The sequence below is a fragment of the Pseudomonas sp. GW821-FHT02A08 genome (assembly GCF_059422045.1).
Genome location: NZ_JBWKWD010000006.1, coordinates 1 through 20,457 on the forward strand (window position 1 = coordinate 1; position 20,457 = coordinate 20,457).

A 20,457-nucleotide genomic window follows, 5' to 3' on the forward strand; every position below is an offset into this window, starting at 1 on the left:
TCCGGCTGCGCAGCAGTCGTAAAATCAGAGTTCGCGGTACGTCAGAGAGATCGTGCAAGCCGGATTTACGACTGCTGTGCAGCCGGACGCAGGCTACGCCAGCTGCTACAAGGAAGGTGTAGCGTCTGGGTTCGCCTAACTGATCGGCATTAGGCTAGTTGGCATTATTTATGTCGGTTATTTGGCCTGCATGCAGAAGGCCTGTATTTTCCAGACTGACTGAATCAAGACGACCGATCGATGAATCCTGAAAAGCTCGAACTGCTGATCACCCGCGAAATGCCCTTTGGCAAATACAAGGGTCGAATCATTGCCGACCTGCCCGGCCCTTACCTGAACTGGTTCGCCCGGGAAGGTTTCCCCCATGGCGAGTTGGGCGGCTTGCTGGCCCTGATGCAGGAGATCGATCACAACGGTTTGTCGGACTTGCTCGAACCGCTGCGCGCCAAACACGGCAAACCTGCCCCGCGCCACTGAATCACCTACCGAGTACCCCATGCCCGACAACACCCGCCGCGCCCGTGATGAAGCCTTCTGGCAAACCTTTGCCGACCGTTACGATGTCGAACCCGGCCCGCTCAACCTGGAGAACGGTTACTTCGGGCGCATGTCGCGCACGGTGGTCGAGGAGTACCAGCGCAACATCGAGCTGATCAACCGCAGCAATTCGGTGTACGTGCGTCAGCGTTTCGAACAGGCCGACAGCCTGAAGATCCGCGCGCAACTGGCCAGGATGATTGGCGTACCCGCCGACAGCATCGCCTTGACCCGCAACGCCTCGGAAGGTTTGCAATCGCTGATCCGCAACTACAACCGATTGCAGCCCGGCGATCAGGTACTGGTTTGCGATCTGGAATACGACACGGTCAAAGGCGCCATGCGCTGGCTGGCCCGTAATCGTGGTGTCGAAGTGATCGAGATCGAACATGCACACCCCGCAACCTTCGACAGCTTGCTCAATACCTATCGGGAAGCCTTCGCGCGGTATCCACGGTTGAAGCTGATGGCCCTGACCCACGTCACCCATCGCACGGGCCTGGTGATGCCGGTGCAGGCGATTGCAGCGGCTGCGAAGGAGCATGGCATTGACGTCATCCTCGACGGCGCCCATGCCCTCGGCCAGATTGAATTCGACCTGACCGAGCTCGGTATCGACTTCGCCGGTTTCAATCTGCACAAGTGGATCGGCGCACCGCTGACCCTCGGCTTTATCTACATAGCGCCCGAACGCCTGGCCGACATCGACCCGGACATGGGCGAGATGCATTTTCCGCCCACTGACATTCGCGCCCGCACCTCGTACAGCACCCCCAACATCCCGGCGCTGCTGACTCTGCCGCTGGTACTCGAAGAACATTGGGCGATGGGGGGTGCCGCGGCCAAGGGCGCGCGGCTCAATTATCTGCGCAACCGCTGGGTCGGTGCGGCGCGGCAGTTACCCGGCGTTGAAGTCCTGACTCCGGATGACCCGCGCCTGTATTGCGGCATCACCTCGTTGCGCTTTACCCGGCACGCCGACCAGCAATCGATGGTTGAGCGCCTGCTCGATGAGTACAACCTGTTCACCGTGACCCGCAGTGGCGCCGCATGCGGTCCGTGCATCCGCATTACACCGGGGCTTACCACCACCGCAGCCGACATGGATATGCTGGCCAGGGCACTGACCGAGCTGGGCTGACGTCAGACGGTGTACTTGTCAAAGTCCTCGGGCCTGATCTGCGTCGACACGGCGAACGTGTCGATGCCGATGGTCATCTTCCCGAAGTAGCCGTCTTCAGCCGAATCCCGCCCCAGGGTGTGCACGCTCAAGGTCGATTCTTCACCACCCATGGTTGTATAGAAAAAGTCCTGGTCGTTAGTCAGGACCGGCACGGTTCGGCCGCCGTAGGCTCGGCTGCCGAGTACCGAGCGCGAGGCCACCTCTGGCAGGTAAAGCTGCCCGACCCAGGCGACATGCCGTTCTTGCAGATAGTTGTTGCCGGACGTGATGCGCACGGCGACGTGAATGTGCAAGGCGCGGCCGGCGTAAAAACCCGGGTAGATCGTGGTGAAGCGCACGATGCCGGACTTGTCGGTGAACTGCCCGCCGCGCAGGTAGGTATCGTCATCGGTACGCGGGACGGCGCCGATGTCTCCGGTATCGACCTCGACGTCCGGGTTGATCTTGCTCCAGCCCGAATAGGCACCGCGGGCATTGCAGTGCCAGATGTCCACCAGCGCATCGGGGACCGGCTCTCCGGTCATGGCGTCGACAATGGTCAGCCGCAACACCAACGGAACGCCTTCGGCGCCTTCGCTGATGTTTCTGCGGATCAGTTTGGGGTTGCGGAAATACGGGCCGGCAATCTGTTCGGGTGACAGCAGGCAAACCGGTGCAGGGGGTACAACTGAGGTGGTAGCGTCCATGACGTTCTCTCTTCCATAAGATGAACGCAGGCTAGCACTGGTCGATTTTCGTTATGCGGTAACTATGTATCGCATGATGTCTTTTTTTGTGTGGGAGCGGGCTTGCTCCGGGCGGCGTTCCGACGAATGCGGCGTGTCAGGTAACGTTGATGTCGACTGACACTCCCTCTTCGCGAGCAAGCCCGCTCCCACAGGGGGGGATGAGTCGATCCAGGCAACTTTCTTCAGGCAAAAAAAAACGGTGCGCCGACCAAGCGCACCGTAAAGCCGTAGAACACACAACGAGGTGTAGGGTGAAGCGATCAGTCCAGCAGCGCCAAAGCCTCGGCGGTGCACTCCTGAATGCGGGCCCAGTCGCCGTTCTTGATCCACTCCGGATCAAGCATCCAGCTACCGCCCACGCACATGACGTTTTTCAATGCCATGTAGCTCTTGATGTTGGCAGGTCCCACGCCGCCGGTCGGGCAAAATTTCACTTCGCCGAACGGACCGCCCAAAGCCTTGATGGCCGCGACGCCGCCGCTGACTTCGGCCGGGAACAGCTTGAAGCGGCGATAACCCAGGCCGTAGCCTTCCATGATGCCCGAGGCATTGCTGATGCCTGGCAACAGTGGAATCGGGCTGGCGACGCTGGCTTCCAGCAGGTCGCGGGTGATACCCGGCGTGACGATGAATTGCGAGCCGGCCGCTTCGGCCGCCGCCAGCATGTGGCGATCGAGCACCGTGCCGGCACCGGTCACCAGTTCCGGACGCTGCTCGCGCAGAATCTGGATGGCCTTGAGGCCGAATTGCGAACGCAGGGTCACTTCCAGGGCTGTCAGGCCACCGGCCGCGAGGGCGTCGGCCAGTGGCAGAACGTCCTGCTCGCGGGCGATGGTGATCACCGGCAGGATCCGTGCTTTCGCGCAGATGCTGTCGATCAGCGCAACTTTGTCCGCCATGGAAACGGTCGGGGATGGGTTTGTCATAGCGGCTGTTCCTTGGCTCATGGGCACCAGTAAATCTCTAACGTGGGTTGCAGAAACGCGCGAATCGGCATTGCGGCGACATCGTCGCCGGCCAGTGCGGTACTCAGGGTGGTCAGCTTGGACTGACCGGAAATCGATAGAGCCTTATGCTTGGCCGAGGCCAGCAGCGCGCGGCTCATGGTCAGGCGCTGATGCGGCACGGTCGGCGCCAGCATTGGCCAGCAGCGACGAACGCCATCGGCCTGCAAGGCCTCTGCAAGGTTCGGGCTGTTGGGGAACAGCGACGCGGTGTGGCCGTCGTCGCCCATGCCGAGGATCAGCACGTCGATCACCGGCAACTCCGACAGCAAGCGGTCGGCCTGCTCGGCCGCCTGTTCCAGGTTGGCACTGGCGCTGTACAGGCTCAGGAACTGCGCCTTGGCCGCCTGACCTTGCAGCAGGTAGCGCTTGATCAGGCCGGCGTTGCTGTCGGCGTGTTCGACCGGCACCCAGCGCTCGTCGGCCAGGCTGACCACCACGTTCGACCAGTCCAGCGCCTGCTTGGCCAGGTGCTGGAAAAACGCCACCGGGCTGCGGCCACCGGAAACCACCAGGGTCGCAGTGCCCTGGGCGTCGATCGCGTCGCTCAGTTGTTTCGCCACGTTCAGTGCCAGGCTTTCAGCCAGCAGCACCGGGCTCTTGAACCCATGAGCGCTGACGCCCTGGGGCAGTTTCAAATCAGATATCGCCATACCACGACCTCCCGTCCCGCGTGATCAGTGCAATGGAGCTCATCGGCCCCCAGGACCCGGCCGCGTACGGCTTGGGAGCATCACCGGACTTTTTCCACCCGGCGATCAACTGGTCACACCACTTCCACGCGGCTTCAATTTCATCTTTACGGACAAACAGGTTCTGATTGCCGCGCATCACTTCCAGCAACAACCGCTCGTAGGCATCGGGAATCCGTGCGCTGCTCCAGGTGTCGGAAAAATTCAGCTGCAACGGACCGCTGCGCAGCTGCATGCCCTTGTCCAGGCCTTGATCTTTGGTCATGACACGCAAGGAAATGCCTTCGTCCGGTTGCAGGCGGATAATCAGCTTGTTGCTGATTTGCAGGCGCTGCTCGGGAGCGAAGATGTAGTGCGACGGTTCCTTGAAGTGGATGACGATCTGCGACAGCTTCTGCGGCATGCGCTTGCCGGTACGCAGGTAAAACGGCACGCCGGCCCAGCGCCAGTTGCGGATGTCGGCACGCAGGGCGACAAAGGTTTCGGTGTCGCTCTGGGTGTTGGAATTGGGTTCTTCCAGGTACCCGGGTACCGCTTTGCCTTCGCTGTAGCCGGCGATGTACTGGCCGCGCACCACCTGGGTGGTCAGGCCTTCCGGGCTGATCGGCGCCAGGGCCTTGAGCACTTTGACCTTCTCGTCGCGGATGCTGTCGGCGGACAGGTCGGCCGGCGGGTCCATGGCGATCAGGCAGAGCAGTTGCAGCAGGTGATTCTGGATCATGTCCCGCAGCTGGCCGGCCTTGTCGAAGTAACCCCAGCGGCCTTCGATACCGACCTTCTCGGCCACGGTGATTTCCACGTGGGAAATGTAATTCTGGTTCCACTGGGTTTCGAACAGGCTGTTGGCGAAACGCAGGGCGATCAGGTTCTGGACGGTCTCTTTACCCAGATAGTGGTCGATGCGGTAGGTGCGGTTCTCCGGGAAGAACTGCGCCACGGCGTCGTTGACCTTGCGCGAGGACTCCAGGTCCGAACCGATGGGCTTTTCCAGTACCACACGGGTGTTTTGCGCCAGGCCGACCTTGGCCAGGTTCTCGCAAATCGCGCCATACACGGCGGCCGGGGTCGCAAAGTAGGCGATGACCCGCTGCGAACTGCCGGCGGATTCGGCCAGGGCCACATAATCTTCGGGGTTGAGGAAGTCGACGTGCAGGTAGCTCAGGCGCGCCAGAAAACGCTCGACCACGGCTTCATCCAGCTCTTTGGCACCCACATAGCGGCGCAACTCGCAGGTGATGAACGCCAGGTGTTCCTGCTCGCTGCCCGGCTCACGGGCCAGCGCGATGATCCGCGTGTCCTCGTGCAACAGGCCGGCGCCGTCGAGTTGATAAAGGGCAGGAAACAGCTTGCGCAAGGCCAGATCGCCAAGGGCGCCGAACAAGGCAAAGGTGCACGGTTCAACCGTAATCGAGAGCATGATGTTTGTTCTTTTATCAAGTTAAGCTACAAATACCTTTTTTCAAGGCATCACTCAAGGGAAAATGTAGTAATAACCACAACATTTTCGCAAAATACAGATTCCGAGTGGTGGTCGGTCGGAGCCATCAGTAGGATAGGCCACCGTTACGGGCCTCACCAAAGGCCCTTTTTGCATTAGCCGCGCGCTTATCGGTGCCGGTGAATCAAGGATACTTATATGGACCGCGTGCGAAATTTACTGGAGCAAATCCAGAATCGCCTTGAAGAGCTGAACAAGGCCGAACGCAAAGTCGCCGAGGTGATCCTGCTCAACCCGCAGCAGGCCACCCGCTTCAGCATCGCCGCCCTCGCCCAGGCCGCTTCGGTCAGCGAACCGACGGTCAACCGTTTCTGCCGTTCGTTCGGCGTCAGCGGCTACCCCGAGCTCAAGCTGCAACTGGCCCAGAGCCTGGCCAGTGGTGCCGCTTATGTGAGCCGTGCGGTGGAAGCCGATGACAATCCGGAGGCCTACACCCAGAAGATCTTCGGCAGCGCCATCGCCTCGCTGGACAGCGCCTGCCAGGCACTGGACCCGAACCTGATCAGCCGCGCCGTCGACCTGCTGATCCAGGCGCGGCAAATCCACTTCTTCGGCCTCGGCGCCTCGGCCCCGGTGGCACTGGATGCGCAGCACAAGTTCTTCCGCTTCAACCTCGCCGTCACGGCCCACGCCGATGTGCTGATGCAGCGCATGATCGCCTCGGTAGCCCATACCGGCGAGTTGTTCGTGATCATTTCCTACACTGGCCGCACCCGCGAACTGGTGGAAGTGGCGCGCATCGCCCGGGAAAACGGCGCCTCGGTACTTGGCCTGACTGCCGAGAACTCGCCACTGGCCAAGGCCAGCACCCTGAGCCTGAACATTCCGCTGCCGGAAGACACCGACATCTACATGCCGATGACGTCGCGGATCATCCAGCTGACCGTGCTGGACGTGCTCGCCACTGGCATGACCTTGCGCCGGGGTGTGGATTTCCAGCCGCACTTGCGCAAGATCAAGGAGAGCTTGAATGCCAGCCGGTATCCGGTGGGTGATGAGTTCAACTGAGGCCAGATGCTTCTGTGTTGAATGATCCGGCCCCTTCGCGGGCAAGCCCGCTCCCACATTTGACCGCGTTCGTTCTGGCGGAACCGGGTCACCTGTGGGAGCGGGCTTGCCCGCGAAGGGGCCAGTCAAGACACCGCAATATCTTGAACTAACCCCCCACCCGCGCCTGCAATCTCAAATGCGCCCGCTCCCCCGGTTGGAGGCACAGGCTGTCGGTGCCGCCGCTTGCTGCCTCTACGCAAACGAATTCGGATATCTCGTTCCAGGTCACGCCAAGCAATGGCCGCGAGCCGGGATGCCACACCACCGTGTCGGCCGTATCCCCGGTATCAATGCACAACGCCCGCTGCCAGGCATGGTCATTGAGCTGCAATTCGCCGTCATGCTGGAACACCCGCTGGCATCCGCCGTCCACGCGTAATTCGCCTTCCTGCTGACAAGACTGCCGGCTCAACTGGTCATAACCCTGCGCGCCTTCGAGCCCAGACAGCGCTACCTCACTGACATCGCCAATACGCCAGTAGGCGTGCAAAGCCTGGCTCAACTGGCACGGCATGTCGTCCTGATGCTCGGTGCTCAAGCGCAGCTCCATGCGTTCACCCAGGTGCGCGTGCAGGTCCACCTGCCAGTCGCACAACTTCAGTTGCCAGTGCAATCTCACGCCATCGTCTTCACTGGTGCTGTCAAGCAGCTTCCAGTCGAGCAAGCGCGCCCAGCCATGGGACGGCCAGGCGTTTTCGCTCGGATGCCGGCCATACCAGGGCCAACACACCGGCACGCCGCCGCGAATGGCGCCGACCTGCGGCCACTTTGCCGCGCACCACAGCCAGGGTTTCTGGCCCATGGGCTGGAAGTGCAACAGTTGCGCGCCCTGACGGCTGAACACCGCCTGACACAGCGGATGATCGATCACCAGCACATCGCGCGTCTGATAGCGCTCCCACGCAAACACCGGACGTTCGCGCAAGGATTTGAAGAAGCGTTGTAGCGGATGCTCAAGCATGTGCCACGGTCCTGAAATCAACTGTCACCGGGGTGCGCGGCCCGCAAAAAAAAGCGGACAGCCATGGCTGTCCGCAAATATGCGCACATGGAGAGAAGCTTATCGCAGACGCGTTAGAACACCGACTGAATTTTCAGGCCGGCCACCAGCGCGTTGTCGACTTCATCCACACCACCCGGGTGCGTGACGTATTGCAGGTTGGGACGTACGGTCAGCCAGTTGGTCACGTGGAAGCCGTAGTTGATCTCGTAGTTGTATTCGGTTTCACGAATGGGCGAGAACAGCGGATTGTCGTATTCCGAAACACCGTTGGCCACGTTGGTCAGCTCGGCGTTTTTCTTTACGTCATCGTTGACATGGATACGGGCGAAACCGATGCCCACGTCATCCTTCGGACGCGCGTCGAACGGGCCCTTGTACACGAACATCAGCGACTGGTAGTTGTCGATGAAGTTGGTGTCCTTGTCGTGGAAGGTGGCGTTGGCCGCGATGTTCAGGCCACGGGAAGCATCGCCATTGTGGCTGGTCAGTTGCTGCTGAGCGACGAACCAGTAGCCGTGCTTGCTATCGTGGACGCGATAAGGGTTGCCGGTGGTCGCTGCGTTCTGGCCGTTGTCGTCCTTGAGAACGTCGTCGGCATCAGAGGTACTTTTGTAGTAACCGACACGGTATTCACCCGGCAGGTTGTTGACCTTCGGCGACCAGACCAGCTCCACCGGCAGGACGGTGCCATTGGTGCCACTGCCGCTGAGCTTGAAGCCGTTACCGTGCTCCAGTTGCGACGTGTTCTGGTTGTACGCGCCGATCTGGGCGTAGAGCTCGTCATTGATGTTGTACTTCACGCGGATCGCCGCCTGGCTGACCGGCCAGTTGTACCAGATGTTGGTGGCCCAGTTACCCACCTGGGATCCGCAGAACGCCAGGTTCTGGAATTCGCACGGGAAGGTGTTGAAGTCTTCACCTTCACCGAAGTAGCCGGCCTTGACGTCCAGCTTGTTGTCGAAGAACTGGTGCTGAATCCACAACTGGGTCAGACGGACCATGTGGCCACGACCGTAGACTTCCTGGGAGGAGCTCAAGGTGCCGGCACGCGGGTCGCCGATACGGTCGTTGGAAATGTTCTCGCCGTTACGGTTGGTGAGCTGGATCTTTGCCTGGGTGTTATCCCAGCCGAACAGTTTTTCCAGGTCCAGCGCCGCGCCCAGGCCAAACTGGTCGGCGTAGCGCGCGGTCTTGTCATCGTTGAAGCCGCCATGCAGGTTGCCGCCGACTTCACCGACGTAGTCCATCTTGATGTCGATGCCTTGCTCGATCAGCTTGGTACGCTCGCCACCCCAGTCGCCCGTCATCCACCTGGAGTCGGAGCTGAACGCTTCATCGGCCATCGCATTGCCGGCCAGAACCAGTGCTGCCGCTGCTGAAACCTGGCAGATCAACCGGGCCTTGTTCTTCATCTTCATCCCTACTTCCTCGTTTTATTGTTATTAACTTTTCTTTTTTAACGCGGTTACATCAGTTGCGAGGGATGTCTCCACCCAACGCATATCCCCCCCTGTGGGAGCGGGCTTGCTCGCGAAGACGTTCTGACATTCAGCATCGATGTCGACTGACCTAATGCATTCGCGAGCAAGCTCGCTCCCACATTTGTTCTTCAGCGGCCTTTGAATTGGGCGACGTTGGCGCTATGCACCTCGGCTTTCGGCACGCCGGCAACGCCCAAGCGCTCCCCTGTCCTGGCATCGAACAGCAGCACTTTCGCCGGGTCGAATTGCAGGGTCAGGGTCTCGCCCACCGCCGGTGCCACGTCCGGTGCCAGGCGGCAGCAGACCTTGGTGTCGTTGAGGTTGACGAAGACCAGGGTGTCGGGCCCGGTCGGCTCGGTGACCTGGACTTCGGCACGAATGGTCGGCAAACCGTTCGCATCGCCATTGGCCAGGATGATCTGCTCAGGGCGCATGCCGAGAATCACTTCGCGGTCTTCGAGACCGGCGTCCTGCATGCCCAGCGGCAGTTCGCAACGGGCCTGGCCGCTGTCGAGCAGCGCCAGCAGGCGACCGTCCTTGCGCTGCAGGCGCAGCGGGATGAAGTTCATCGGCGGCGAACCGATGAAGCTCGCCACGAACAGGTTGGCCGGGTTGTTGTAGATGTCCTTCGGCGTACCGAACTGCTGGATGATCCCGTCCTTCATCACCGCCACTTTGTCGCCCAGGGTCATGGCTTCGATCTGGTCGTGGGTCACGTAGACCGTGGTGGTTTTCAGGCGCTGGTGCATCAGTTTCATTTCGGTGCGCATCTCGACCCGCAGCTTGGCGTCGAGGTTGGACAGCGGTTCGTCGAACAGATAAATCTTCGGCCGCCGCGCCAGGGCACGGCCCATTGCCACGCGCTGTTGCTGGCCACCGGAGAGCTGGCCGGGCTTGCGGCTGAGCAGGTGTTCGATCTGCAACAACTTGGAAACACGAGCGACTTCTTCGTCGATTTCCGCGGTCGGCATTTTGCGGATCTTCAGGCCGAAGGCGATGTTGTCGCGCACGCTCATGGTCGGGTACAGCGCGTAGGACTGGAACACCATGGCGATGTCGCGATCCTTGGGGCTCATGCCGCTAATGTCGGCGTCGTCCACCAGGATCGCGCCGCCGCTGATGGTTTCCAGGCCGGCGATGCAGTTCATCAGCGTGGATTTACCGCAGCCCGACGGGCCGACCAGGATCAGGAACTCACCGTCATCGATCTTCAGTTCGATGTTTTTCAGGGTGTCCGGCAAGCCGGGGCCGTAGGTCTTGTTGACGTTGCGTAATTCGAGAGTTGCCATGTTTCTACCCCTTGACCGCGCCGGACGTCAGCCCACGCAGGAAATACTTGCCAGCGAATATGTAGACCAGCAGTGTCGGCAGCCCGGCGATCATCGCGGCGGCCATATCAACGTTGTATTCCTTGGCCCCGGTGCTGGTGTTGACCAGGTTGTTCAGGGCCACGGTTATTGGCTGGGCGTCGCCACTGGCGAACACCACGCCGAACAGGAAGTCGTTCCAGATCTGGGTGAACTGCCAGATCAGGCAGACCATCACGATCGGGATCGACATCGGCAGCAGGATTTTCAGGAAGATCGTGAAGAAGCCCGCGCCATCGAGCCTTGCGGCCTTGACCAGCGCATCCGGAATGCTCACGTAGTAGTTGCGGAAGAACAGCGTGGTGAACGCCAGGCCGTAGACCACGTGCACCAGCACCAGGCCGGTGGTGGTGTTGGCCAGGCCGAACTTGCCGAGGGTGAACGAGGCCGGCAGCAGCACGGTCTGGAACGGCAGGAAGCAGCCGAACAGCAACAGGCCGAAGAACAACTGCGAGCCACGGAAGCGCCACATCGACAGCACGTAGCCGTTCATCGCGCCGATGAAGGTCGAGATCAATACCGCCGGCACGGTGATTTTCACCGAGTTCCAGAAGTAGCCGCCGACCACGTCCCAGGCCTTGATCCAGCCGATGCCGTCGATCACGGTCGGCCAGCTCAACAGGTTGCCGGTACGGATGTCTTCCGGGGATTTGAAACTGGTCAGCAGCATCACCACCAACGGGATCAGGTAGATCGCAGCGGCCAGCAACAAGGTGGCGTAGATCGCGATGCGGCTGAAGCTGAGCGATGGTTTGCCGAGTTGATTAGTCATGGCGTTTGCCTCGCAGCTCGGAGTACAGGTACGGCACGAGGATGGTCAGCACGGCGCCGAGCATCAGCATGGCGCTGGCCGAACCGATGCCCATCTGGCCACGGCTGAAGGTGAAGGAATACATGAACATCGCCGGCAGGTCGGAGGAGTAACCCGGGCCGCCCGCGGTCATCGCCGCGACCAGGTCGAAGCTCTTGATCGCGATGTGCGCCAGGATCATGAAGGCACTGAAGAACACCGGGCGCAGGCTCGGCAGGACGATCTTCAGGTAGATGGTCGGCAGGCTCGCCCCGTCGACTTGCGCGGCACGGATGATCGATTGATCGACACCGCGCAGGCCGGCGAGGAACATCGCCATGACAAACCCGGAGGCTTGCCACACGGCGGCGATCACCAGGCAGTAGACGACGCGATCCTGATCCACCAGCCAGTCGAGACGGAAGCCTTCCCAGCCCCAGTCACGCAGCATCTTGTCCAGGCCCAGGCCAGGGTTGAGCAGCCATTTCCACGCGGTACCGGTGACGATCATCGACAGCGCCATCGGGTACAGGTAGACGGTGCGGATGAAGCCTTCCTTGCGAATGCGCTGGTCCAGCAGCACGGCGAGGAACACGCCCAGCACCAGGCTGATGCCGATGAACATGCCGCCGAACACCGCGAGGTTCTTGCTCGCGACCCACCAGCGGTCGTTGTCCATCAGGCGCATGTATTGCTGCAGGCCAACCCACTTGTAGCTCGGCATGAAGCTGGAATTGGTGAAGGACAGAATGAACGTCCAGATGATGTAACCGTAGAAACCAACCAACACGATCAGCATGCTCGGCGCGAGTACCAACTTGGGTAGCCAGCGTTGCAGGGCATCGAACGGTGAGGCTTTGCTGAAAACCGCCACAGAGCTCATCGGGATTATCCAGGTTTAGATATTGGGATCTGTAGGAGCTGCCGCAGGCTGCGATCTTTTGATCTTGATTCTAAAAAACAAAATCAAAAGATCGCAGCCTGCGGCAGCTCCTACAGGGGGGTGCCAAGGGATTACTGGGCCGCTTTGACAGCCGAGGCCAGTTGGGCGCTGGCCTTGGCCGGGTCAGCATCCTTGTCGTTCATGAAGTTGGTGACCACGTCGAAGATCGCGCCTTGCACTGCCAGGGAGGTGGCCATGTTGTGCGCCATGCTCGGTTGCAGGCCGCCGGTCTTGTCGTCCGCGATGAAGTCCTTCGCCGACTTCTGGGCGCACTCGTCGAAGCCGAGCTTGTCCATTTCGCCCAGCATGTCGTTACGCACCGGGATCGAACCCTTGTTCATGCTGAAGACTTTCTGGAAGTCGGTACCCAAGGCGACCTTGGCCAGGTCTTGCTGGGCAGCGATGTCGCCCTTGCGATCGGCCTTGAGCTTGAACACCGCCAGGGAGTCGATGTTGTAGGTGAAGGCCTTTTCAGTGCCCGGGAACGCTACGCACTGGTAGTCCTTGCCCGCGACTTTCCCGGCCGCCGTCCACTCGCTTTTCGCCCAGTCGCCCATCATCTGCATGCCGGCCTTGCCATTGATGACTTCGGCGGCGGCGATGTTCCAGTCACGACCGGCGCGGTTCGGGTCCATGTAGCCGGTGATCTTTTTCAGCTCGGCGAACGACTGGGTCATCTGCGGGCCGGACAGGGTTTTCTGGTCCAGGTCGACCAGGGCTTTCTTGTAACCGTCAGCGCCCATGACCGAGAGCACCACGTCTTCGAACACGGTGCTGTCCTGCCAAGGCTGACCGCCGTGGGCGAGCGCAATGAAGCCGGCCGCCTTGAGCTTGTCGCCGGCGGCATAGAATTCTTCGAGGGTGGTCGGGGCTTTTTCGATCCCGGCTTTCTTGAACACTTGCGGGTTGATCCACAGCCAGTTGACGCGGTGGATGTTCACCGGCACGGCGACGTAGTCACCTTCGTACTTCACGGTGTCGGAGACTTTCTTCGACAGCAGGCCATCCCAGTTTTCCGCCTTGGAAACGTCTTTCAACGCGTCGGTGCTGAGCAGGCCGGTGCTGCCCCACTCCTGGATGTCCGGCCCCTTGATCTGTGCAACGCCCGGCGGGTTGCCGGCTACGGCGCGACTCTTGAGTACGGTCATGGCCGTGGAACCGCCACCGCCGGCGACCGCGCCATCCTTCCAGGTGAAGCCGTCTTTTTCGACTTGAGCCTTCAGGACATCGACCGCTGCTTTTTCACCACCGGAAGTCCACCAGTGAACGACTTCAACGGAACCTTTGGATTCGGCGGCCAGGACACTGAGGGGGAGTGCAGACAGGGAAGCGAGAGAAATGACAGTAGCGAGGCGAGAAATCGCATTCATCTAGGAGCACCTTTCTTGTTGTTATGCATGCAAGTCTGTTGCTTGCGCTGCATAGGATTCTAAACAGGGGATATCCCCTCGCAGGTAACGAAGGGATGCGCGAATGTCACCGCATGGTTACATAGAACCGCTCTGGGACAACTGCGCCAGCGCCGTGGCCATGCTCGGCGCCAGCGCCAGGCGCGGAATCAGCACGGCTTGCCAGGCGTGGTAAAGGTCAGGCTTGCCGGGCCAGATATCGGCACCCGGGCGGTTCAGCGGGTCGAGTTCGTGATGCCAGCTGCCGCCTTCGCGGTCGATGAAATGACTGTCACAGAATTCCCAGAACAGTCGATACCAGTGTTCGTATTGTTCATCGCCGGTGCGCTTGAGCAAGGCACTGGCGGCGGCGCTGGCTTCGCAATGGGTCCAGTGCAGGCGATGGCGGACCACCGCTTTGTTGTCCCAGTCCAGGGTGTAGACAATGCCCGGCGCGCCATCGACGTCCCAGCCGTGGAGGCAATTGTGCTCGAACAGTTTTTGCGCGTCGGTGACCAGCCAGCCCGGTGTGAGCATCCCGGCCTTCACCCGCGAAGCTTCGAGGTGCAACAACAGCCGCGCCCACTCGAAACCATGGCCCGGGGTGGTGCCGTAGGGGCGGAAGCCGTCGGCCGGATTGTCGCGGTTGTAGTCCCGCAGCGGTTGCCAGGCGCGGTCGAAATGCTCGATCACCAGGTAGTCGTTGGCGGTGGCGTGACCGTGGATCACTCGCTCGACAATCCGTTGGGCACGGCTCAGCCAGCGGTTGTCATCGGTGACATCGGCCAGGGCGAGGAAGGCTTCGGTGGCGTGCATGTTGCTGTTGGCACCCCGGTACGCCTCCTCTTCGCTCCAGTCGCGATTGAAGGACTCGCGCATCGCGCCTTCTTCTTCGCTCCAGAAATAAGCGTCGATGATATCGATCGCATCATCGAGCAAGGCTTGCGCACCGGGGCGCTGCGCGACCACCGCAGAACTGGCGGCCAGCGCGACGAAAGCATGCAGGTAGGCATTCTTGCCGGTATTGCCGTCGCGATGTTCGGCAGCCGCGAACCAGCCGCCATGCAGCGCGTCGCATAACGGCCCGCGCAGGGCGGCTACGCCGTGATCCACCAGTTCGGCAAAACCCGGCAACCCCTGAATGTGGGCCATGGCGAAGCTGTGGGTCATGCGCGCGGTGTTCATGGTCTGGGCTTGCGCATCAGGTGCGAGGCGGCCTTTTTCATCGAGGTTACCGAAGCCTTCAGGCAGCTTCGAGGCCTTGGCGAAAGCCAGCAGGCGCAAGCCTTCGGTGGCGAGCCATTGCTGATGGGCAGGTGCGTTCAGCCAACTGCTGAAGGCCGGTTGGAAGGTGTCCATGGCGTACCTTTTTTGTTGTTATGACTGTGGGGCAGTCTAAACAACGGGCAGCGGCGGGCTTGTAACGAAGGGGGCGGGTTATGTCACCAGACCGTGACATTTATCTTGAGGGATGTGTTGAATCTTCTAATGCCTTCGCGAGCAAGCCCGCTCCCACACTTGATCGCATTCCATCTGGATGAACTCGATCAAATGTGGGAGCGGGCTTGCTCGCGAAGAACGATAATGCGGTCTGACTAGTCGACACTGCGCGGCAACTGCAGGGTCACCCGCAACCCGCCCTCACGCAAATTCTGCAAGCTGACCTCACCGCCATGACTATGGGCAATGTTGCGGGCAATCCCCAGCCCCAACCCATACCCCTGCTGCTGCCCGGCCAGGCGGAAGTGCGGTTCGAACACCTGCTCCAGCCGCTGCTCCGGCACGCCCGGCCCTTCATCATCGACATGCAGGATGAACGCGCTTTCGTCGTCATCGATGTGCAGGTGCGCGTTCTGCCCGTACTTCAGTGCATTGTCGATCAGGTTGCCGATGCAGCGCTTGAGCGCCAGCGGTTTGCCGGGATAGGCTGCCAGCGCCCGCCCCTGCTGGGTTACGCGGCCGTTGCCGTTCGGCGCGAGATAGGGTTCTACCAGACAGTCGAGCACATGGTTGAGGTCCACCGGCTCGATGTTCTCGTGGATGTCGGTGTCTTTCACGCATTGCAGCGCGCCCTTGACCAGCAATTCGAGCTCATCCAGATCGCGCCCGAACTTGGCTTGCAGCGTTTCGTCCTCGAGCAACTCGACCCGCAGGCGCAGGCGGGTGATCGGCGTGCGCAGGTCGTGGGAAATGGCGCTGAACAACTGGCTGCGCTCGGTCAGGTAACGGCTGATGCGCTCGCGCATGGTGTTGAAGGCGCGCCCGACCTCGACCACTTCGCTGCCACCGCCCTCGGCCACCGGCTCCACGTCGGCCCCCAACGACAGGTCCCGCGCCGCCCGCGCCAGGCGCTTGAGCGGACGACTCTGCCAGTGCACCAGCAGGCCGATGAACAACAGCAAAAAGCTGCTGGTCAGGACGATGAACCACACCTGCTGCGCCGGCAGGCCCTGCTCTTCAAGACTGGTGTAGGGCTCGGGCAACAACGAGGCGATGTACAGCCATTCGCCCGGCGCCATCTGGATCTGCGTGACCAGCACCGGCGGATTCACCGGCTCCAGGGTCAGCGCGTAGTGCGCCCAGGAGCGTGGCAACTCATCGAGCTTCAGGCCGCCATTGAAGATGCGCAGGTCTTCCGGGCTGACGAAGGTCACCGAGATGTCCGTGTCCTGGCCGAGGGACTGGCGCAACACCTCATCCACCGCCTTGAGCACCGCCTCTTTGCGCGGGGTGATAGGCAGCACCTCCATGCCCAGGGGTTTGTCGTTGAGCGTCACCACGAACCGGGTGCCGCCCATGCTGCGCAACTGGTCGAGCACCAAGGGTCGAAACGCCACCGGTAACGAACGGAAATAACTGACGCTGGCGGTCATTGAATGGGCCAGGCTGCGTGCGCTGGTGACCAGACCCTCGAGCTGTGTGGCACGCAGTTGCGACACCCAGATCACGCTCGACAACGCCTGGGCGAACAACACCGCCAGCAGGGTCAACAGCAACATTCGCCCGAGCAGCGAACGCGGCATCGGCACTTTGGCGGCAAGCTTGCGCAAAGTCTCAGTGACCATTGCTGGCAACCACGCTGGCTGCCAGCTGGTAGCCACTGCCACGCACGGTGCGGATCAGCCGTGGCGGTTTCTCGGTATCACGCAAACGCTGGCGCAACCGGCTGACCGCCATGTCGACGATGCGATCAAGGGGCATCAGTTCACGGCCACGGGTGGCGTTGCCGATGGTGTCGCGGTCGAGGATTTCCTGTGGGTGATCGAGGAACAGCTTCAACAGCGCAAAATCGGCGCCCGAGAGAATCACCTCTTCGCCGTCGATGTGAAACAGCCGATGGCTGACCATGTCCAGACGCCAGTCATCGAAGGCCAGCACCTCACCGCCACTGCGCTCCTGACCGAACTGCGCGCGGCGCAGCAACGCCTTGATCCGTGCCTGCAATTCCCGTGGGCTGAAGGGCTTGCCGAGGTAATCGTCGGCACCCAGCTCCAGGCCGATGACGCGATCGGCTTCGTCGGAACTGGCGGTGAGCATGATGATCGGCACCTGCGCCTGGCGCGGGTGCTGGCGAATCCAGCGGCACAGGCTGAAGCCGTCTTCGTCGGGCAGCATCACGTCAAGGATCACCAGATCACTCGGCGCCTCGTTCAGCGCCTGGCGAAAGCCGGCACCGTCGGGCGTGGTACGTACCTGGAAACCGGCGCGGGTCAGGTAGGTGTCCAGCAACTCGCGTATCTCTTGATCGTCATCGACCAACAAAATCGACTTGTTGACTGAGCTCACGGGCGGCGTCCTTGATATTGGAATTGGGCGGATTATGCCTTAAGCACCGAAACTGCAAACACCACAGAAACAATGTGGGAGCGGGCTTGCTCGCGAAGGCGGGTTTGGATTCAACACATTCGTTGACTGACACACCGCTTTCGCGAGCAAGCCCGCTCCCACATTTTGATCGCATTTCAGGCTGGGAGAGATTGTTCCAAGGCCACACCCGCACCCATCAAGCCCGAATACGGCGCCGTCACCAGCCACACTGGAATCCCCTTGAAGTAATCGCTCATGCAACCCTTGTCGGCGAAGCAGCGGGCGAAACCGCTTTCGAGGAAGAAATCGGCAAACCGCGGAATCACCCCGCCCACGATGTACACGCCACCGCGCCCACCGGTGGTCAGTACGTTGTTGCCCGCCACGCGACCGAGCCAGCAGCAGAACTGCTCAAGCACTTCCACGGCAATCGGGTCGCCCGCCAGTCCGGCAGCGGTAATCGCTTCCGGCGTGTCGAGCACAGGCGTGTGCCCGTCCACCGCGCAGATCGCCCGATAGACACGCGGCAAGCCGCCGCCGCTCAGGGCTGTTTCAGCACTGACATGGCCAATTTCGTTGAAGATGTGCTGCCAGAGCTGGGTTTCACGCGGACTGCTCAATGGCAGATCGACATGGCCACCCTCCCCCGGCAATGCGGCAAAACGACCCTCGCCCAGATCGAGCAAGGTGCCGACGCCCAGGCCCGTGCCCGGACCAATCACCACCGCCGGGCGCAACGGCTCCGGCGTGCCTTCACAGACCACGCGGAATTCGCCGGGCTGCAAACGGGTCATGCCCAGGGCCATGGCCGAGAAGTCGTTGACCAGCAAAAGTTGATCCACCTGCAAGGTCTGGCAGAAACCCTTGCGGCTCAGGCGCCAGTGATTGTTGGTGAACTTGAATTCGTCGCCGCTCACGGGACCGGCCACCGACAGGCACACAGAACCGATCGAACCCGGCGCCAGCCCCAGGCCATTGAGGTAGAGGCTGATCGCCTCTTCCGGGCTGGGGAAGTCTGCCGTCGCCAGCACCTGGACCGACTCCAGCTGCTGGTTTTTCCACAACGCGAAACGTGCGTTGGTCCCACCGATGTCACCGACCAAAGCCAGTTTCAATTAAGCGTCTCCAGGGCAGAAGTGAAGGCGCTGGCGCCCTGCTCCGCCGAGCTGAAGGCCATGCGCATGAAACCGAACAGCTCGCGACCGGTGCCGATGTTGTTACCCAACAGGCCCTTGGCCGGAGTGCGCGCTGCGAATTCTTCGGCGTCCACCTTGAGTTCCAGGGTGCCTTTGACGCCATCGACGCGGATGATATCGCCCTCTTGCACCCGCGCCAAAGCGCCACCGACATAAGCTTCGGGGCTGACATGAATGGCCGCCGGAATTTTCCCCGACGCGCCGGACATGCGCCCGTCGGTCACCAGCGCGACTTTGAAGCCGCGATCCTGCAGCACGCCGAGGAACGGCGTCATCTTGTGCAGCTCCGGCATGCCATTGGAGCGCGGACCCTGGAAGCGCATCACCGCGACAAAATCCTTCTCCAGCAAACCGGCCTTGAACGCATCGGCCAGGTCCTGCTGATCCTGGAACACCATGGCCGGCGCTTCGACGATCTGGTTTTCCACGGCTACGGCGGAGACTTTCATCACACCGCGACCGAGGTTGCCTTCCATCACCCGCAGGCCGCCCTCTGGCGAGAACGCACGGGCGACCGGACGCAGGATGCTTTCATCGAGGCTGTCGGTCACGCCTTCACGCCAGACCAACTGACCATTGTCGAGGAACGGCTCCTGGGTGTAGCGGCTCAGGCCGTGGCCCATCACGGTGTTGACGTTTTCGTGGAGCAGCCCGGCTTCCAGCAGTTCACGGATCAGGAACGACATGCCGCCCGCGGCCTGGAAGTGGTTGATGTCGGCCTTGCCGTTCGGGTAGACGTGGCTCAGGGTCGGCACGACTTCGGAGAGGTCGGCCATGTCCTGCCAGGTCAACTGAATGCCCGCCGCCATGGCGATGGCCGGCATGTGCAGGGTGTGGTTGGTCGAGCCGCCGGTGGCGTGCAGCGCGACAATCGAGTTGACCAGGGAACGCTCGTCGACGATTTCGCCGATCGGCATGAAGTCACCGTTCTGCTTGGTCAGGCGCGTGACCTGGTGCGCGGCTTCGCGGGTCAAGGCGTCGCGCAACGGCGTGTTCGGGTTGACGAAGGACGCGCCCGGCAGGTGCAGGCCCATGACTTCCATCAGCAACTGGTTGGTGTTGGCGGTGCCGTAGAAGGTGCAGGTGCCAGGGCTGTGGTAGGACTTCATTTCCGATTCCAGCAGCTCTTCGCGGGTCGCCTTGCCTTCGGCGTACTTCTGGCGCACGTCGGCTTTCTGCTTGTTGGAAATGCCCGACACCATCGGCCCGCCCGGCACGAAGATCATCGGCAGATGGCCGAAGCGCAGCGCGCCCATCATCAGGCCCGGCACGATCTTGTCGCAGATGCCGAGCATCAGCGCACCGTCGAACATGTTGTGGGACAGCGCCACGGCCGTGGACAACGCGATCACTTCACGGCTCGGCAGGCTCAGTTCCATGCCTGGCTCGCCCTGGGTCACGCCATCGCACATGGCTGGCGTGCCACCGGCGAACTGGCCGACGGAGCCGATCTCACGCAGGGCTTTCTTGATCAGTTCGGGGAAGACTTCGTACGGCTGGTGCGCCGAGAGCATGTCGTTATATGACGAAACTATCGCGATGTTGGCGGAGTTCATCATCCGCAGGCTGTGCTTGTCATCGCTGCCGCAACCGGCCACGCCATGGGCGAAGTTGGCGCATTGCAGCTTGCCGCGCATCGGACCGTCGCTGGCCGCACCGCGGATCAATGCAAGGTAGGCCTCGCGCGTGGCGCGGCTGCGGGCGATAAGCCGTTCAGTGACCTCAAGGACGCGGGGATGCATGTGTAGAACTCCAGGCTAACGGATGTGGCGACCTGATTGTCTATGCTG

At 61.4% G+C, this 20,457-nt stretch carries 18 protein-coding genes; 3 read left to right on the top strand and 15 right to left on the bottom strand.

Features of this window, described 5'->3' with window-relative positions:
- The first annotated feature begins 240 nt into the window (after positions 1–240).
- Together AC07W4_RS06165 and AC07W4_RS06170 are read left to right on the top strand one after the other, a co-directional pair.
- A complete protein-coding gene (locus tag AC07W4_RS06165; RefSeq protein WP_003227425.1) occupies positions 241–477 on the top strand; it encodes a DUF3820 family protein in 237 nt (78 codons plus the stop codon).
- Between the two features lie 19 nt (positions 478–496).
- Positions 497–1,678, top strand: a complete 1,182-nt coding sequence (locus tag AC07W4_RS06170) for an aminotransferase class V-fold PLP-dependent enzyme (protein ID WP_495031854.1) — start codon at positions 497–499, stop codon at positions 1,676–1,678.
- A 2-nt stretch (positions 1,679–1,680) separates the two neighbouring features.
- On the opposite strand, the gene AC07W4_RS06175 is transcribed toward AC07W4_RS06170, so the two are convergent.
- The 4 genes from AC07W4_RS06175 to zwf form a co-directional block, all read right to left on the bottom strand.
- Positions 1,681–2,406, bottom strand: a complete 726-nt coding sequence (locus AC07W4_RS06175; protein ID WP_495031855.1) for an intradiol ring-cleavage dioxygenase — start codon at positions 2,404–2,406, stop codon at positions 1,681–1,683.
- A gap of 302 nt (positions 2,407–2,708) precedes the next feature.
- On the bottom strand, positions 2,709–3,374 hold the full coding sequence (locus tag AC07W4_RS06180) for a bifunctional 4-hydroxy-2-oxoglutarate aldolase/2-dehydro-3-deoxy-phosphogluconate aldolase (protein WP_008050561.1): 666 nt from the start codon (positions 3,372–3,374) through the stop codon (positions 2,709–2,711).
- Positions 3,375–3,391: 17 nt separating this feature from the next.
- A complete protein-coding gene (pgl, locus tag AC07W4_RS06185) occupies positions 3,392–4,105 on the bottom strand; it encodes a 6-phosphogluconolactonase (protein ID WP_495031856.1) in 714 nt (237 codons plus the stop codon).
- Positions 4,092–5,561, bottom strand: coding sequence for a glucose-6-phosphate dehydrogenase (gene zwf, locus AC07W4_RS06190; protein WP_495031857.1), 1,470 nt, complete (start codon positions 5,559–5,561; stop codon positions 4,092–4,094). The genes pgl and zwf overlap by 14 nt, the downstream gene beginning before the upstream one ends.
- Positions 5,562–5,789: 228 nt before the next feature.
- Between zwf and AC07W4_RS06195 the strand changes: the two genes are divergently transcribed.
- Entirely contained in the window at positions 5,790–6,650 is an 861-nt protein-coding gene (locus tag AC07W4_RS06195; protein ID WP_170948639.1) for a MurR/RpiR family transcriptional regulator, read from the top strand.
- A 148-nt stretch (positions 6,651–6,798) separates the two neighbouring features.
- On the opposite strand, the gene AC07W4_RS06200 is transcribed toward AC07W4_RS06195, so the two are convergent.
- The 11 genes from AC07W4_RS06200 to edd all read right to left on the bottom strand — a co-directional run bounded on the left by AC07W4_RS06200 (position 6,799) and on the right by edd (position 20,409).
- Positions 6,799–7,653: a D-hexose-6-phosphate mutarotase gene (locus AC07W4_RS06200; RefSeq protein WP_495031858.1), complete on the bottom strand. Its 855-nt coding sequence runs from the start codon at positions 7,651–7,653 to the stop codon at positions 6,799–6,801.
- A gap of 113 nt (positions 7,654–7,766) precedes the next feature.
- Complete coding sequence (locus AC07W4_RS06205; protein WP_495031859.1) at positions 7,767–9,113, bottom strand: carbohydrate porin; 1,347 nt, start codon at positions 9,111–9,113, stop codon at positions 7,767–7,769.
- A gap of 191 nt (positions 9,114–9,304) precedes the next feature.
- On the bottom strand, positions 9,305–10,465 hold the full coding sequence (locus AC07W4_RS06210; RefSeq protein ID WP_495031860.1) for an ABC transporter ATP-binding protein: 1,161 nt from the start codon (positions 10,463–10,465) through the stop codon (positions 9,305–9,307).
- Positions 10,466–10,469: 4 nt separating this feature from the next.
- Positions 10,470–11,315: a carbohydrate ABC transporter permease gene (locus AC07W4_RS06215; protein ID WP_218427135.1), complete on the bottom strand. Its 846-nt coding sequence runs from the start codon at positions 11,313–11,315 to the stop codon at positions 10,470–10,472.
- A complete protein-coding gene (locus tag AC07W4_RS06220) occupies positions 11,308–12,216 on the bottom strand; it encodes a carbohydrate ABC transporter permease (protein ID WP_007974433.1) in 909 nt (302 codons plus the stop codon). Before AC07W4_RS06220 ends, AC07W4_RS06215 begins: the two co-directional genes overlap by 8 nt.
- Before the next feature lie 131 nt (positions 12,217–12,347).
- Positions 12,348–13,646, bottom strand: a complete 1,299-nt coding sequence (locus AC07W4_RS06225) for an ABC transporter substrate-binding protein (RefSeq protein ID WP_495031861.1) — start codon at positions 13,644–13,646, stop codon at positions 12,348–12,350.
- A gap of 117 nt (positions 13,647–13,763) precedes the next feature.
- A complete protein-coding gene (locus AC07W4_RS06230; protein WP_495031862.1) occupies positions 13,764–15,023 on the bottom strand; it encodes a D-mannose isomerase in 1,260 nt (419 codons plus the stop codon).
- Positions 15,024–15,259: 236 nt separating this feature from the next.
- On the bottom strand, positions 15,260–16,687 hold the full coding sequence (locus tag AC07W4_RS06235) for an ATP-binding protein (RefSeq protein WP_198530255.1): 1,428 nt from the start codon (positions 16,685–16,687) through the stop codon (positions 15,260–15,262).
- 31 nt (positions 16,688–16,718) lie between these two features.
- Positions 16,719–17,450 (bottom strand): response regulator, encoded by a 732-nt coding sequence (locus tag AC07W4_RS06240; protein WP_495031863.1) that lies wholly within the window; start codon positions 17,448–17,450, stop codon positions 16,719–16,721.
- 176 nt (positions 17,451–17,626) lie between these two features.
- Entirely contained in the window at positions 17,627–18,586 is a 960-nt protein-coding gene (locus AC07W4_RS06245; protein WP_495031864.1) for a glucokinase, read from the bottom strand.
- Positions 18,583–20,409: a phosphogluconate dehydratase gene (gene edd, locus AC07W4_RS06250; RefSeq protein ID WP_495031865.1), complete on the bottom strand. Its 1,827-nt coding sequence runs from the start codon at positions 20,407–20,409 to the stop codon at positions 18,583–18,585. The genes AC07W4_RS06245 and edd overlap by 4 nt, the downstream gene beginning before the upstream one ends.
- Between the last annotated feature and the right edge of the window lie 48 nt (positions 20,410–20,457).